Origin of the sequence: Proteiniphilum saccharofermentans (genome assembly GCF_900095135.1) — a bacterium.
GTDB lineage: Bacteria > Bacteroidota > Bacteroidia > Bacteroidales > Dysgonomonadaceae > Proteiniphilum > Proteiniphilum saccharofermentans.
The window spans coordinates 2,669,294-2,684,809 of sequence record NZ_LT605205.1 but is presented as its reverse complement, the minus strand read 5'-3'; the positions used below and the strand labels follow the sequence as shown (position 1 = coordinate 2,684,809).

Here is a 15,516-nt window from a genome sequence, read left to right as displayed (position 1 = left end):
GATTTATTGTTTATAATTTGTTTTTATACATTCTATTTTTTGATCTGTCTCTTTTAATATCTTCTCGGCATTAAGATCTTGATTTATAGTGGCCGCTTCACGGAAAAGCTGATAGGAGTTCTCAATGATCTTGTCCGTTTCCGAAAGCATATGCTCGGCGTATTGCTGTGCTTTATGCTGATTGACGACCTGTTTGCCGTTTACAATAACCATATATTCAGGATGTTGTGAGCGTGCGTACTGCAGGTTAGAGAATGCGACAGCCAGTAGTCCTATCGCGGCTGATCCTGCCAGTAGAATGATTATACGTCGTGTAATCGCAGGTCTCCTTGTTTTCTTTTCAGGGAAGGTCATCACCGGCGCCTTTATCTGTTTTTCCGTGTTGAAAGCAGCGAAAACCGGTCTGTATATTTCGTGTTCGGGAAGTATCCCTGTTCCCTCGAAATAGTTCTTCAGCCTTTTCTCTTCTTCGGTTGATGACACGCCGTTGAAGTATTTCTCAAGCAGATTATCTATATCGTTCATATACTTTATTCTCCTTTTTTCGGTTGTTTATAATCATATCGCGAAGTTTTTTCCGCGCCCGGGAGAGGTTTACGGTGACGGCATTTTCCGTCATCGACATTATCCGGGCGATCTCCTCCAATTCCATCTCTTCCACATCTTTCATGCGGAGAATAGTTCGTTGCATTTCGGGCAGTGTATCGATCATACTACCGATGTGGTTTATCATATCAGCTTGTTCCGTTTGTTGATGCGGATTGGGAGCGTTGTATTCAGTGTCGTCCGGAATTTCATGTGTGTGAATTGACTTCCGGATCATATCGAGGCACAGATTACGCATCGATGTGAGTACAAATGCCTGATAATTGGCAATGGCATCCAATTGCTCGCGCTTTTCCCACAGCCGCATCATAAGTTCCTGCAATGCATCTTTTGCACTGCTTTCATCTTTTAGGATCGATAGTGCCATCCGATATGATTTATCGGAGAGGCAAAGGATCTGATATTGGAACTGCCGGACATTCATATACTATATAGACGAATATAATGGGAAATTCTTACATAACCCGGTCGATTTTTTTTATAAAATAAATCCATAAAAAAAACTGCCCGGATTTCCGGACAGTTTTTACATTATGTAGATAAAGAATTATTATTCTTTATCTGTTTCGGGTTTTTCGGTTTCAGCTTTGTTTTCTGCTTTCGACTCTTCCGAAGTAGTTTCTTCCGCTTTCACTTCTGCCTTAGTTTCGGCAACTTCAGGAGTTCCTGCTTTTACCTCTTCGGTTTCTGCTTTCACTTCTTCGGTTTTAGTTTTCACCTCTTCCGCTTTTGCTTCAGCAGCTTTGGCCTCTTTGGCCTCTTTGGCCTCTTTGGCAGCTTCTTCCTGTTTCACCTTCTTATTGAGTGCTTCAATTTTCTGGCTGTCGAGTTTTTCTTTCAAAGCAGCCAATTCTTCGATATCACCCAAAGTGGTTCTTTCCATTGCAGGGATAGCGGCAGCGGTTTCATTTCCACCTTCTTTTCTGCCACCGGTACGTTTATTATTGCCCTTCTTTCTGGAGTCATCAGCGAGATCTTCATGGATACGGCTGTGAGAGACAATAATACGTTTTGCATCTTTATTGAACTCAATCACTTTGAATTCCAGTTTCTCATCCATCTGAGCCTGGGAGTTGTCCTCTTTCACAAGATGTTTGGGAGTAGCAAATCCTTCTACGCCGTAAGGGAGAGATACAACTGCACCCTTGTCGAGCATTTCGATGATAGTACCTTCATGGATGGAACCTACAGTGAAGATAGTTTCAAATACGTCCCAGGGATTTTCTTCCAGTTGTTTGTGGCCGAGGCTCAAACGACGGTTTTCCTTGTCAATGTCGAGTACCTGTACTTCAATCGGAGCACCGATCTCGGTCACTTCGCTCGGGTGTTTGATTTTCTTCGTCCAGGAGAGGTCGGAGATATGGATCAATCCTTCTACACCATCTTCAATTTCAACAAATGCGCCGAAGTTGGTGAAGTTGCGCACAGTTGCAGTATGAGTGCTGCCAACCGGATATTTCTGTTCGATATCTTCCCATGGGTCGGGTTTGAGTTGTTTGATACCGAGAGACATTTTACGTTCGTCGCGGTCGAGAGTCAGGATGACTGCCTCTACCTCTTCGCCTACGCTCATAAAGTCTTGTGCGCTATGCAAGTGTTGTGTCCAGCTCATTTCTGAAACGTGGATCAATCCTTCTACGCCCGGTGCTATTTCTACAAATGCGCCGTAATCAGCAATCACAACCACTTTACCTTTGACGATGTCACCTACTTTCAGGGTTTCGCTCAATGAATCCCATGGGTGCGGGGTCAGCTGTTTCAGACCAAGTGCGATGCGTTTTTTCTCGTTGTCGAAATCGAGGATTACCACGTTGATCTTGTCGTCCAGTTTCACCACTTCATCCGGGTGCTGGATACGTCCCCAGGAGAGGTCGGTGATATGTACAAGACCGTCCACACCGCCAAGGTCGACGAATACACCGTAAGAAGTGATGTTTTTCACGACACCTTCGAGTACCTGTCCTTTTTCGAGTTTCGAGATAATCTCTTTTTTCTGCTGTTCGAGTTCTTCCTCAATAAGGGCTTTGTGAGATACCACCACGTTCTTGTATTCAGGGTTGATTTTAACTACCTTGAATTCCATTGTCTTGTCGACAAAGATGTCGTAATCGCGGATAGGTTTCACGTCGATTTGTGAACCGGGGAGGAACGCCTCGATACCGAATACATCTACGATCATACCACCTTTTGTACGGCATTTGATGTATCCGTTAATAACTTCGTTGTTTTCAAGCGCGGCATTGACCCGATCCCAAGAGCGGGAAGCACGTGCTTTTTTGTGAGAAAGGATCAACTGTCCTTTTTTATCTTCCTGGCTTTCGATGTAAACTTCTACTTCGTCACCAACTTTCAGGTTCGGGTTGTAACGGAACTCATTCATCGATACCACGCCATCGGATTTATAACCGATGTTTACAACCACTTCGCGTTTGTTCATGGAGGTCACAGTACCTGTTACTACTTCCTTGTCATTGATTTTATTCAAGGTGTTGTCGTAGCTTTCGGTAAGTTTTTCTTTACTTTCTTTGCTGTAAGAATCACCTTCAGCATAGGCGGCCCAGTCGAAATCTTCCATTGGAGCCACATTGTTTAAATTTTCTGTCATTTGTTGTGAAATAATTTTTTCAATTAAATAAGTGAGACATTATATTGATAAAAAACGGTGCAAAGGTAGTTGTTTCTTTGTTAATAGACAACTATTTGCACCATTAATTTTTTGAGTGAAAACGGTTCCGGATAGTATTTGCAGGTCAGAATACGACTAAATCTTTATCTGACGATATTTTGTGACCACAAAATATCTAAAGGACTCTGCTTTAGCCCTATTCATTGATCAGAGTAACAGTCCGTTCTGCACCTCTTGTCTTGTTTTGAGGCCGGCGATCTGCTCTACCAACCTTAATGCAAACTCGAATGCCAGTCCCGGGCCCCTTCCTGTGGTAATATTGCCGTCGACCACTACATTTTCACCTGTTGTCTGCGCACCTGCCAGTTCGGCTTCAAACCCGGGATAGCAGGTGGCCCGTTTGTCATTAAGCAGGCCAAGTCCACCCAATACCATTGGTGCTGCACAAATAGCGGCGATTTGTTTTCCTTCTCCGTTAGACTTTGTGATCAGTTCTTTTAACCCTTCATGTTCGTTGAGGTTTTTGGCGCCCGGCATTCCACCCGGCAAGATTAATACCTCAACATTTGAAAAGTCGGCTTGCTGAAAGGTTGTATCCGCAATGACTGTCACGTTATGTGCACCGGTCACGGTTTTTGTATCTGAAATCGATACAGCCTCAACCGGTATCTGCGCTCTTCTTAAAATATCTACGGTCGCGAGCGCTTCAATTTCTTCAAAACCGTTTGCTAAAAAGAGGGCTACTTTCTTCATGATTGCAGTATTTTAGTGAAACTTAAATAATATCTCTCCTTATAGAGAGAGTAAGATATTTTGGGGTTTACCTGTATATCTTTTAATTGAGATTAAATCGATAAGTAATGGTTCCCTGCTGGTTATTAGCAGAGTTTATCGCATTGAATTTAGTGCTTCGGGCTGCTCGTAATGCTTCTTCACGGAGAGTGGCGCTGGGGGTGTTCGTGCCACGTCCGATTTCCGTGTGGATCACGTTGCCGGCAGGATCCACTGTAATATTGACAACGACAGTCCCATAGTCGTTCACAGTATACCGGGGTTGAATAAGCCCACCACTGCCCAAACTGCGTCCACCCAAATCATAGGAGCCTATTCCTCCATTACCGGAGGGTGAGCCTTGCGTAGCGTTTCCGGTAGAAACACCCTGTGTTCCTTCCCCTTCAGTATTACCGCGGCTTTCCGAACTTTCTCCGAAGAGTCCTGACATCTGGCGGTTGATTTCACGCTTACGTGCTTCTTCTTCTTTCCGGCGTCGCTCAGCCTCTTCCCTCGCCCTGCGTTCAGCCTCCAATTGTGCCCTGCGTCGTTCTTCTTCCCGTTGAGCTTCCACATCGATGGTAGGTTCCGTTGTTTGGGTAATTAACGGTTCAGCCGGAGAATAAGGGGGGATCTCAGGTGAAGGTGCAGGTGTTATCTCTGTAATGGGAGGTTCGACAATGCCGAAAGCATCTTCAGTCGTTCCGAACATTACCGGTATTCCTTCCAGTTCTTCGGGTGGAAATGATAATGTGAAAACAGAGAATAACAAGATGAGGAAAAGCAATATCATAAAAATTGCCGTTCCTATTATTCCTCCTATTTTTTCTCTTGTAATCATGTTTCTGATAACTGAATTTAGTGTATACTTATGATCAGGGCGCTTTTATTCGCTTCTATACCGTATCATTATTTCCTTGAATAATTCGGCTGTAGTAGGGGGCGTATAGGAAACCGCATTGGCACCGGCTTCAATTACCTGCCGGATGGTCTCGTCGGTTTTTCCGCCTGTAGCAATGATGGGAATATTGTCATCCATATCCCTGATCTTTTTCACAATATCCGCTGTTTTTTCCGCTCCTGAGACGTTGAAGATATTTATCCCCGCTTTGAGGCGTTCTTTTATATCGTCTTTTCCCGATACGATGGTAATGATGATAGGAATATCTATCTTCTTTTTCATCTTTTTGATCGTGTCGTTCTTTGTGGGTTTATTCAATATGACACCTAGGGCGCCCTGAAATTCCGCGTCGATGGCAAGCTCTACACTTCTTTCCCCGGAAGTGATGCCTCCGCCTACACCGCAGAATATCGGTTTGTCGGCAGCAAGGATAAGCGCATGCGATATCAGGGGTTGAGGTGTAAACGGATAAACTGCTATAATCGCGTCGGCATTGGTATTGCGGATGATAGCGACATCAGTGCTGAACAAGAAAGACTTCAACAACTGCCCGAAGATGTTGATCCCCGAACAGGTGTCGATGATCTCAGGAACCTTTACAATGTTTTTCCTGAGTCGACTGGGATATGACGGAGCCTTTCTCATTGGTTGTTCCTTTTAATTCGGTCGCGTCATCAGTACCATTTTGAATTGGTTCTGATTGGCAATATCCAGCACACGGACAATCTCCCGGTAGGGCACGGTCTCATCTGCATAGAGTGCGACGAATATACTGGGATCGGCCGAATAGGCCGATTGCAGGAAAGGCGTGATATCTTCGAAAGATACCTGCCGTTCCGTCTCATTGGCATTTGCCACGTAATAGTTGAGATCCTTGTCTATGGTTACCCGTGTAATAGGTTTTGCCTGGGTTTGTTGCTGAGACCTTGGCAATAACACCTGTATGGAATTAGGTACGACGAAGGTGGAGGTAATCATAAAGAAAATAAGCAGCAGGAAGATCACATCCGTCATGGACGCCATGCTGAAATTAGTCTCTATTGTAAACCGTTGTTTTAAAGCCATAAAACTAATGTGCTAATGTGATGATTTAACAATCAGTAAATCAATAAATCAACTAATCAATCATACTGCCGGTTCATTGAGGATATCCATGAACTCCATCACCCTCATCTCCAATTTATTTACAATTCCCTTGATCCGGGTAGTAAGGTAGTTGTACGAAAATAGTGCGATAATCCCTACGATAAGCCCGGCAACGGTAGTCACCAATGCTTCGTAAATACCGGCGGAGAGGGTGGTTATACTTACGTTGGCCCCTGCGTTTGCCATACTCATAAAAGCATTCACCATTCCGGTCACAGTACCCAGGAATCCAACCATAGGAGCCGCCGATGCAGAAGTAGCCAATACGGGCAACCCTTTTTCCAGTTTTGATATTTCAATATTGCCCTGATTTTCAATGGCTGACATTACGTCGGCAGTCGGCCTTCCCAAACGGGAAATACCTTTTTCCACCATACGGGCTGAAGGAGTGTCGGTATTGCGACAGAGTGCAACTGCAGCATCGATTTTACCGTCGTGGATATAATCTTTGATGCGATTCATGAATGAATTGTCCTCTTTGCTTTCTTTGTTGATGACCAATGTTCTCTCAATAAGAACATAAATAGTCATCAGCAGAAGGATGAGCAGAACGACCATCAACCAACCGCCTTTCAAGGCAAGATCGAAAGCGTTCATTGTGACAGCTTCAGTCTCGGCAGTCGCTACTTGCTGCATAGTGTCATAAATTGCCTGGGCTGTATCTCCCGGCACAGGTATTTGCAATAGATTCATTTTATACTTATTCTAAAAGAAAATTTTACTAGCGAAAACTTGTGGATAAAGATAGTTAATTTAGATTGTCAAACCTCTTCCGGAGACTCTTTTAAACAATTTTTATACGCTTTTATTGTTTCTTTCAACCCCATATAGAGTGCATCGCTAATGAGCGAATGACCTATTGATACTTCTTTCAGCCAGGGGATATTCTGGTAAAGATAAGCGAGATTCTCCAGATTCAGATCGTGTCCTGCATTTACGCCTAATCCGAGGTTTTTCGCCAGAGTGGCAGCTTCAATAAAGGGCGCTATAGCCTTTTCCCTGTCTGCCCGGTATGCTTCGGCATAAGGGCCGGTATAGAGTTCAACCCGGTCCGTGCCGATTTGCGATGCCATCCGTACCATTTCCGGATTTGCGTTGATGAAAATAGAAGTGCGTACCCCCATCGCCTGAAACTCATTGACAACATCGGTCAGAAAACCTTTATGTGTAACAGTATCCCATCCGGCATCTGAGGTGATAGCATCATGGGCGTCGGGTACAAGCGTTACCTGCGTGGGCCTGATCTTTCTGATCAAAGAGATGAATTCCGGCGTAGGATTCCCCTCGATATTGAATTCCGTATATACTTTTGCCTGCAAATCAAAGACATCGTTATAGCGGATATGGCGCTGATCGGGGCGGGGATGCACTGTAATCCCTTCGGCACCGAAAAGTTGACAATCGGTAGCCACCTGCACCAGATCGGGGATATTTCCACCGCGCGCATTCCTCAAAGTAGCTACTTTGTTTACATTTACACTGAGTTTGGTCATAAAAAGAAAAAAATAAAAACCCGTGGGAACTTTCAATTAGGCAAAATTTTGCCATCTTTGTAAATCAGATACAAAAGTAATACGAAATAACCGTTTTGCGCAATGTCGACCAAAGAATTTATCAAAGAGCAAGTGGAAAAATTCAGTTCATCGTTTACCCCCGGGCAGTTTACAGAACTTTCCAGGACGGAAAACTCCCTTATCATACTGGAGGTTCCGTTGAAGGATTATACGCTGACGGAGATAGCAAGGATTGTAGAAAGTAATAATGCGCATATAACGGCTCTCAGCGTCATGCCAATTTCCGGAGGAGAGTTTCTATTGATCTCTTTAAAGCTCGACATCGATGATGTGACCGTGCTTTTAAGAAGTTTTGAACGATTTAATTATAATGTAGTTTATTATTTCATGAAAGAGGGAGAAGTGACGGACAAACAAAAGGAACGGTTGGATGAGTTGATGTATTATTTGGAAATGTGATTTCAATGTGCCAATTTCTGTTGTCACTTGGCATAATGCAAACAAGTTTGCTTTTGCACTCGTTCCTAAGAAAATTCTAACTTCTTAAAAATAAAAAGATGAAATTTGCTTTATTTGGGAGTATGTTCCCCGACAGGACTGCCAAAGCAGAAGAGCAGATATGTGGGGTATGTGAGGCTATTGGTCGAAACGGCGGTGAGTTGTGTTTACCTGTGAACTTTTTCTATAGCCTGCCTGCCCCTCTCCGCCAACGGATCGCTCCGCTCTGTACTCTTGAGGAAAAATTACCCCCTGTGGATATGGCTGTGAGTGTGGGCGGAGATGGTACTTTTTTGAGAACGGCCGGTACAGTAGGTGATTCGGGTATCCCTATTCTGGGTATCAATACGGGGCGTTTGGGATTTTTGGCAGCTATTAATTATGCCGATATGGAAGAGACATTACAGGAGGTGATGGAGGGGGCATATAAAGTAGAAGATCGTACATTACTGAAACTATCTACAGACGAATCCTTTCCCCCGGAACATTTTAATGTGCATGCTCTCAATGAAGTGGCTATCCTGAAACAGGATACTGCTTCTATGCTTTCGATCCATGCCTATATTAACAACGACTATCTGACATCTTATCAGGCTGACGGATTAGTGATATCGACGCCAACCGGATCCACTGCCTATTCTTTAAGTATCGGTGGTTCTATCTTATCACCCACCACTCCCAGTATTATCCTTTCAGCAATTGCTCCTCATAACCTGACTTCTAGATCGTTAGTCGTAGACGATAGCAGCATCATCTCGTTGAAAGTGGAGAGCCGCAGCCATATGTTCCTTGTCTCAGTGGATGGCGAATCGCGTGTCCTGGATGAATCAGTCAGTATTCAAGTCAGAAAGGACGATTATACACTCCGCGTAGTGAAGCGGGTTGGGCATACCTTTTACGAAACATTGCGAGATAAACTGATGTGGGGTGCGGACGTCAGAAAACAACAGAAATAGCAGATATTTGCGTTGTAGCCCAATTAATAAAGAAAGAAGCGAAACCCTTTAAGATTCCGCTTCTTTCTTTATTATACCGGGAAATATCTTTTGCGCTGAAAGACTATTCCTCTTCGTCTTCAAATGTCTCCTCAATAAACTCTTCCACAGGTTTTTCTTCCTGATAGGGAAGGTATTTGTCGAGCGCAAGGATAATCATATAGAAGAAGGACATAAAAATAAAAATCCCTGCTATCCCTACGATGGCGATGAACAATGCTGTTTGTATTGTCGGTGTCATAGTTTCTGTTTTTAAGCGAGTAAAGGAACTAACGTCAATATAATACCTCCTGCTACTACCGAACCTATCTGGCCTCCAACGTTGGCACTGATGGCCGGCATAAGCAGATAATTATAGGGATCTTCTTTCTGTCCCATCTGGTGGATTACACGTGCTGACATCGGGAATGCCGAAATACCGCAGGCACCTATCATTGGGTTGATCTTGTTATCTTCCTTGCGGAACAGGTTCAGGAATTTTGCGAAGATCACACCGCCAAAAGTATCGAAGATAAAGGCGAAAAGCCCTAACGCAATAATAATCAGTGTATCCGTGCGGATAAACCGGTCGGCCGTCATTGTACTGGCAATGGTTATACCCAGTAATATGGTGACCAGGCTAGACAATTCATTCTGTGCTGACTGCGATAACTTGTTTAACACGCCACATTCACGGATCAGGTTACCAAACATCAGGAAGCCGATTAACGATAGGGAAGAGGGTGCGATAATACCTGCTGCAATGGTAATTACAATGGGGAAGGCGATAAGGGCTTTCTTCGATATCTTCTTGTTGTTGTGGGTGGCTGATGACATCCTGATGAGGCGTTCCTTACGGGAAGTCAGCAGCCGGATGACGGGCGGCTGTATAATGGGTACGAGCGCCATATAGGAGTAGGCTGCCACAGAGATAGGCCCCAGCAAATTGGGGGCGAAACGGGAAGCCACCACAATAGAGGTCGGTCCATCTGCCGCACCGATAATACCGATAGAAGCTGCCTCGCGGATATCATATCCGAGTAAAGTGGCAAACATCATCGTGAGGAAAATACCGAACTGTGCAGCAGCACCGAACAATAATAGTGATGGGTTCCGGAACAGTGGTGAGAAATCAATCATAGCCCCGATGGCGATAAATATCAATAACGGGAAGATTTCGGTGGCAATACCAGCTTCGAAGAAGACGTTGAGTACGCCTTCTACAGCTTGCCCTGTAGCCGGATCAATTTGGGTGAGTGCCGAAGAGAGTGGTATATTTACTAAGATAGCGCCAAATCCCATTGGTAATAATAGCGTGGGTTCGTAATTCTTGGCAATGGCAAGATAAATCAGGATGAGTCCTACGCCAATCATCACCAAATGCTGCCAGGTCATGCCGGCTATCGCCGGTAACAATTCTTCTAAGCCCATAAGATAGTAATCTTTTAAATTCAGTTTTGTATGCGCTACTTCGTGTTATGTAAAGAGGCGAGGCTACTGCCCCACCTCTTGAAATAACGTATAATCTTTTCTTAATAGAGGAATCCCAACAGGATACCGGCAGCTACAGCCGAACCGATCACACCGGCTACATTGGGACCCATAGCATGCATCAACAGGTAGTTGCTGGGTTCATATTCGAGACCAAGAACCTGAGAAATCCGGGCTGAATCGGGCACGGCGGAAACACCTGCATTTCCGATCAACGGATTGATTTTCTTCTCTTTCGGTAATATCAGATTGAATATCTTCACAAAAAGAATTCCTGTACAAGTGGCAATAATAAATGAAAGGGCCCCGATAGCGAATACTTTTAGCGATTCTATCCGTAGGAAAGTGGTGGCCTGCGTGGAAGCACCCACGGTGAGTCCCAAGAGGATAGTGATGGTATCGATCAGCGGCCCGCGTGCCGTTTCGGCAAGACGGCGGGTTACCCCCGATTCCTTCAACAGGTTACCGAAGAATAGCATCCCCAGCAAGGGAAGTCCGGAGGGTACCAGAAACGCAGTCAGCAATAGCCCCATAATGGGAAACAGCACTTTTTCCGTTTGTGAAACCACCCGAGGTGTTTTCATCTTGATGACCCGTTCTTTTTTTGTTGTCAGCATCCGCATAAAAGGAGGCTGTATCACAGGAACCAGCGCCATATAGGAGTAAGCCGAGATGGCTACCGCCCCCAGCAGGTGTGGGGCCAGCTTGGATGTGGTAAAGATAGCTGTAGGGCCGTCTGCACCACCAATGATACCGATCGCCCCTGCTTCGTTGGGAGCAAACCCCAGTTGCAAAGCGATTATATAAGCTCCAAAAATCCCGAATTGAGCGGCAGCTCCAATGAGGATCAACTTAGGGTTGGCTATCAAAGAAGAGAAGTCCGTCATGGCCCCGATACCGAGGAAGATCAATGGTGGGTACCATCCTTGCACTACTCCCTGGTATAGTATGTTGAATACGGAACCTTCTTCATAAATTCCCACCTGCAGGTTGGCAGCTTCATTGAAAGGAATATTTCCGATAAGGATACCAAATCCGATAGGGATCAGTAGCAGGGGTTCGTATTCTTTCTTTACGGCAAGGTAGATAAAGAACAACCCCACGAGGATCATTACAATATGGCCCGTTTCGGCATTCGCAAATCCGGTGTAGCCCCAGAACGTTCGTAGATTGTCTGTTAATGATAATAATGTGTTCATAATCAATCCTTGATTTTATTCAATGACTACGAGATCAGCTCCTTCGAGAACTGAATCTCCTTTCTGGATAAGAATTTCCGTTACTTTTCCATTTCCGTTGGCAAGGATATTGTTTTCCATTTTCATTGCCTCAAGGATCATCAGGGTTTGTCCTTTTTTTACCGTATCACCCACCTTGCAACGTATATCCAGTATGACACCGGGAAGTGGGGATTGAATGGTATTCTTACCGGCAGGACCGGCTGGCTTTGTTACAAGATGACTAGTTGAACTCTGTACTGGTGTTGCGGGTGTACTATGGCGCTGTACGACAGCTTTTGGTTTTTTTACTTTTGGTGTTATTTCAACCGTGTAGGGTGTACCGTTCACTTCAAGTTCCACTAAATCTGTGTCTGATTTGTTAACCACTACCCTGTAGGGGGCACCGTTGATTTTATAATTGAACTCTTTCATATTATTATTTTATCTTTTTTATTTCGTTGTATAAGATATCTGTATTATGCAGCAATATCTAAATATTAACGTGGTAATTAGTAATTAGTAATTGGTAATTGGTAATTGGTAATTAGTAATTACTATTTCGGTAACTGCCTTAATGACTGAAGTTTGGAGCTCCATGGTGAATAATTCCTCTTCACATGTTGAATGGTGAGGATTGTGGATTCCAGATCATGCTCATCTTCTCTCATCTCGTGGATGGCGGCAGAGATAGCGGCCAATACCTCACCCGACAGATGAGTATGGCTTCTCACAGCAGAGAGTGTGCCACTTTGGGCCACTTTCTTTTCCGACATTCTCTTGGCTATATTCCCCGATAATTTGAAGAAGAGATACAAAGCAATCAGAGCGAAAAATACCACTAACATGGAGGTGATGGTAAGCATGCCACCCCATGCATCGGTTTCCTGAAGATTTACCACTTTGGGGTTTTCTTCCAGAATGGCATTATTGCTGCTGGGAGTTACCCTTTCAAGACGGGTAGCAAGAATGTTACCTTCCGCGTCGTATTTTATACCATCCTGAATGTAGCCATAGGTCTGATCGGCCAGTATCCCGGCCGGGATCACAATTTCGTCCAGCAATGTCTTCCCGTCGTTATCATAGAGTGCGATATAGTTCTCTTTTGTGGGGTCGAGTTTGAAACTCACGTGGAACGTTCCGTTAAAAGGTTCGTTGTCCGCCCAGAAAAGAGCATGCTGGTGAGGGGGTATCCTGGTGAGGACGTCTCCGCGCGGAATCGGATACTTTTTCGGATTATTGGGGTCATTGGTCAGGTATCGACCTCCCAAGTCCTGCGTTCTTGCCGTATTGTTGTATATTTCAATCCATCCGTTCCGTTGTCCATAATCATCCATATAGCTGCTCTCGTTGAGAACCATGACCTCGTTGATGATCCAGGCCGGATTTTTCAGTTTGGAACTACATCCGGAGAACAACAGTACTGCGGTGAAAAGAAATAATGTTATTGTATAATTTCTCATATTCAACTGCTTTTAAAGAGGTAGGTTGTCGTGCTTCTTGGGCGGATTCTGCAATTTTTTGGTTTGCAGTTGCTGCAATGCACGAATGACACGGAAACGGGTGTTCCGCGGCTCAATTACATCGTCGATATATCCATAACGTGCAGCTACATACGGGTTTGTGAAGAGGTCGTTGTACTCATTCTTCTTTTCTTCCTTCACTGCAGTCATTTTTTCCGGATCTTTTTCTGCTGCTATCTCTTTGCTGTAAAGTACTTCCACAGCTCCATCCGCTCCCATAACAGCAATTTCAGCTGTAGGCCATGCGTAGTTGATATCGCCCCGGAGTTGTTTACAACTCATCACGATATGCGCTCCACCGTAAGATTTGCGTAACGTAACGGTTACTTTCGGCACAGTCGCTTCGCCATAAGCGTAGAGCAATTTAGCGCCGTGGGTGATTACTCCACCATATTCCTGTCCTGTTCCGGGAAGGAAACCGGGTACATCTACCAATGAGACGATAGGTATATTGAAAGCATCGCAGAAGCGGACAAAACGGGCTGCTTTACGCGAAGCATTGATATCGAGCACACCGGCAAGGAATTTAGGCTGGTTGGCTACAATCCCGACCGATTGACCGTTGAAACGGGCAAAACCTACAATGATATTTTTTGCATAATCGGCATGTACTTCCAGGAATTCTCCCTTATCAATGATAGCACCAATCACCTCATACATATCATATGGTTTGTTGGGACTGTCGGGGATAATATCGTTGAGTGCGTCATCCAGCCTGTCGATTGGATCATCATTAGGCTGCAAAGGTGCTTCTTCCAGATTGTTCTGCGGAATAAAGCTGAGCAGTTGACGGATCAGTTTCAACCCGTCCTCTTCGGTTTGTACCTGGAATTGGGAAACTCCTGATTTGGAAGAATGAACTGAAGCACCTCCCAGTTGTTCTTGAGTCACATCTTCACCCGTTACGGTTTTTACTACTTTCGGCCCGGTGAGGAACATATAAGAAGTTCCCTGGGTCATGATGATAAAGTCGGTAAGGGCAGGGGAGTAAACTGCACCTCCGGCACAAGGCCCGAAGATCCCTGAAATCTGGGGGATCACACCCGAGGCGAGGATGTTACGTTGGAATATCTCGGCATAACCTCCCAACGCATTGATACCTTCCTGGATGCGGGCACCTCCTGAGTCGTTAATACCGATAAGAGGAGCGCCCATTTTCAGTGCCTGGTCCATTACTTTACAAATCTTTTGTGCATGCATCTCTGACAGGGATCCTCCGGATACGGTGAAATCCTGTGCGAAAACATACACCAGACGTCCGTAAATGGTTCCATAACCTGTTACCACCCCGTCTCCCAGGAATTTAGTTTTTTCCATTCCGAAGTTGTGGCAACGATGTTCCACAAACATGTCGAATTCCTCAAAACTTCCTTCATCCAGAAGCATGTCGAGTCTTTCACGCGCGGTGTACTTTCCTTTGAGGTGTTGCGCTTCGATTCTTTTTTCGCCACCCCCTAAACGAGCTTTTTCACGTAGTTGGATAAGCTCTTTGACTTTTTCGAGTTGGTTGCTCATATAAAAATGTTTATTTAAAACGAAATAGGTTTTTGCAACGGCTTTTGCTTCACTAAAATTCAAACAAGTTTGTTTTTTGTTTCAGTTCATAGTCAACAGCTCTTTGTTGTTGAGAACAAATGACTAATATCTTTTGAGACCTGTTGCTTTACTATATTGTTTGGTGTAAGAATTTTTCTAGATGATAGTGTTGGAAAAGAAGTTTCTCCGGATTATTCGGGATGTTCGCATAGTTCGGTGAGGACGCCACCGGTAGATTTGGGATGTAAGAAAGCGATACGCAACCCTTCAGCACCTCCACGTGCTTCCTTGTCTATCAACCGTACTCCTTTATCTTCCATCTCTTTTAAAGCTTCATTTACATTTTCAGTGGCATAGGCTATATGATGTATTCCTTCACCCCTCTTTTCAATAAATTTGGCAATAGTGCTTTCCTCATCGGTTGGTTCCAGCAATTCGATTTTGGTTTGTCCCACCATGAAAAATGCAGTTTTAACTTTTTGATCTTCTACTGTCTCAATGTTATAGCATTTTAGTCCTAAAATCCCTTCATAATAAGGGAGTTGCTCTTCAATACTTTTTACGGCTATCCCAATGTGCTCGATGTGTGTAATCTTCATATTATTATAATCTTATGATATTTCAGAGTTTGACTGCAAATGTACGTCTTTCAATCATAAAAAAGAATAAAAAACGCATATTTATTTTTGTAGGACAGAAAGAAAATAGTAATT

Annotated in this window: 18 protein-coding genes; 2 read left to right on the top strand and 16 right to left on the bottom strand. The window is 44.3% G+C overall.

The annotated features are described in order from the left end of the window. Positions 1 to 3: 3 nt before the first annotated feature. The 9 genes from PSM36_RS10595 to PSM36_RS10555 all read right to left on the bottom strand — a co-directional run bounded on the left by PSM36_RS10595 (position 4) and on the right by PSM36_RS10555 (position 7,543). Positions 4 to 525 carry a hypothetical protein gene (locus PSM36_RS10595; RefSeq protein WP_076930873.1) on the bottom strand — a complete coding sequence of 174 codons (522 nt, stop codon included), beginning with the start codon at positions 523 to 525 and terminating at the stop codon, positions 4 to 6. Continuing rightward, the gene (locus PSM36_RS10590; protein WP_232001416.1) at positions 509 to 973 is read right to left on the bottom strand and encodes an RNA polymerase sigma factor; all 465 of its coding nucleotides are present in this window, start codon (positions 971 to 973) and stop codon (positions 509 to 511) included. Before PSM36_RS10590 ends, PSM36_RS10595 begins: the two co-directional genes overlap by 17 nt. 183 nt (positions 974 to 1,156) lie before the next feature. Next, on the bottom strand, positions 1,157 to 3,211 hold the full coding sequence (gene rpsA, locus PSM36_RS10585) for a 30S ribosomal protein S1 (RefSeq protein ID WP_076930871.1): 2,055 nt from the start codon (positions 3,209 to 3,211) through the stop codon (positions 1,157 to 1,159). A gap of 228 nt (positions 3,212 to 3,439) precedes the next feature. Further along, positions 3,440 to 3,985, bottom strand: coding sequence for a DJ-1 family glyoxalase III (locus PSM36_RS10580; protein ID WP_076930870.1), 546 nt, complete (start codon positions 3,983 to 3,985; stop codon positions 3,440 to 3,442). Between the two features lie 82 nt (positions 3,986 to 4,067). Further along, complete coding sequence (locus PSM36_RS10575) at positions 4,068 to 4,844, bottom strand: energy transducer TonB family protein (protein ID WP_076930869.1); 777 nt, start codon at positions 4,842 to 4,844, stop codon at positions 4,068 to 4,070. Positions 4,845 to 4,889: 45 nt separating this feature from the next. Beyond that, positions 4,890 to 5,549: a hydrolase gene (locus PSM36_RS10570; RefSeq protein ID WP_076930868.1), complete on the bottom strand. Its 660-nt coding sequence runs from the start codon at positions 5,547 to 5,549 to the stop codon at positions 4,890 to 4,892. 12 nt (positions 5,550 to 5,561) lie between these two features. Continuing rightward, a complete protein-coding gene (locus PSM36_RS10565) occupies positions 5,562 to 5,969 on the bottom strand; it encodes an ExbD/TolR family protein (protein WP_076930867.1) in 408 nt (135 codons plus the stop codon). Between the two features lie 60 nt (positions 5,970 to 6,029). Then, entirely contained in the window at positions 6,030 to 6,686 is a 657-nt protein-coding gene (locus PSM36_RS10560) for a MotA/TolQ/ExbB proton channel family protein (RefSeq protein ID WP_232001561.1), read from the bottom strand. Between the two features lie 125 nt (positions 6,687 to 6,811). After that, entirely contained in the window at positions 6,812 to 7,543 is a 732-nt protein-coding gene (locus tag PSM36_RS10555) for a pyridoxine 5'-phosphate synthase (RefSeq protein WP_076932193.1), read from the bottom strand. A 102-nt stretch (positions 7,544 to 7,645) separates the two neighbouring features. Here PSM36_RS10555 and PSM36_RS10550 point away from each other — a divergent pair, with 102 nt between their 5' ends. Next, positions 7,646 to 8,023 (top strand): hypothetical protein, encoded by a 378-nt coding sequence (locus PSM36_RS10550; RefSeq protein WP_076930865.1) that lies wholly within the window; start codon positions 7,646 to 7,648, stop codon positions 8,021 to 8,023. Between the two features lie 98 nt (positions 8,024 to 8,121). Then, a complete protein-coding gene (locus PSM36_RS10545) occupies positions 8,122 to 9,018 on the top strand; it encodes an NAD kinase (RefSeq protein WP_076930864.1) in 897 nt (298 codons plus the stop codon). A 103-nt stretch (positions 9,019 to 9,121) separates the two neighbouring features. Here PSM36_RS10545 and PSM36_RS17545 read toward each other — a convergent pair whose 3' ends face one another. From PSM36_RS17545 to mce, 7 genes are all read right to left on the bottom strand, one after another. Further along, positions 9,122 to 9,298 (bottom strand): hypothetical protein, encoded by a 177-nt coding sequence (locus PSM36_RS17545; RefSeq protein ID WP_173823135.1) that lies wholly within the window; start codon positions 9,296 to 9,298, stop codon positions 9,122 to 9,124. An 11-nt stretch (positions 9,299 to 9,309) separates the two neighbouring features. Further along, the gene (locus PSM36_RS10540) at positions 9,310 to 10,467 is read right to left on the bottom strand and encodes a sodium ion-translocating decarboxylase subunit beta (protein ID WP_076930863.1); all 1,158 of its coding nucleotides are present in this window, start codon (positions 10,465 to 10,467) and stop codon (positions 9,310 to 9,312) included. A gap of 101 nt (positions 10,468 to 10,568) precedes the next feature. Beyond that, positions 10,569 to 11,726, bottom strand: coding sequence for a sodium ion-translocating decarboxylase subunit beta (locus PSM36_RS10535; RefSeq protein ID WP_076930862.1), 1,158 nt, complete (start codon positions 11,724 to 11,726; stop codon positions 10,569 to 10,571). Between the two features lie 15 nt (positions 11,727 to 11,741). Then, positions 11,742 to 12,179: an acetyl-CoA carboxylase biotin carboxyl carrier protein gene (locus tag PSM36_RS10530; protein ID WP_076930861.1), complete on the bottom strand. Its 438-nt coding sequence runs from the start codon at positions 12,177 to 12,179 to the stop codon at positions 11,742 to 11,744. 122 nt (positions 12,180 to 12,301) lie between these two features. Continuing rightward, positions 12,302 to 13,207, bottom strand: coding sequence for an OadG family transporter subunit (locus PSM36_RS10525; RefSeq protein WP_076930860.1), 906 nt, complete (start codon positions 13,205 to 13,207; stop codon positions 12,302 to 12,304). A gap of 12 nt (positions 13,208 to 13,219) precedes the next feature. After that, positions 13,220 to 14,782 (bottom strand): acyl-CoA carboxylase subunit beta, encoded by a 1,563-nt coding sequence (locus PSM36_RS10520; protein ID WP_076932192.1) that lies wholly within the window; start codon positions 14,780 to 14,782, stop codon positions 13,220 to 13,222. A gap of 212 nt (positions 14,783 to 14,994) precedes the next feature. Beyond that, positions 14,995 to 15,402, bottom strand: coding sequence for a methylmalonyl-CoA epimerase (gene mce, locus PSM36_RS10515; protein WP_076930859.1), 408 nt, complete (start codon positions 15,400 to 15,402; stop codon positions 14,995 to 14,997). Positions 15,403 to 15,516: the final 114 nt, after the last annotated feature.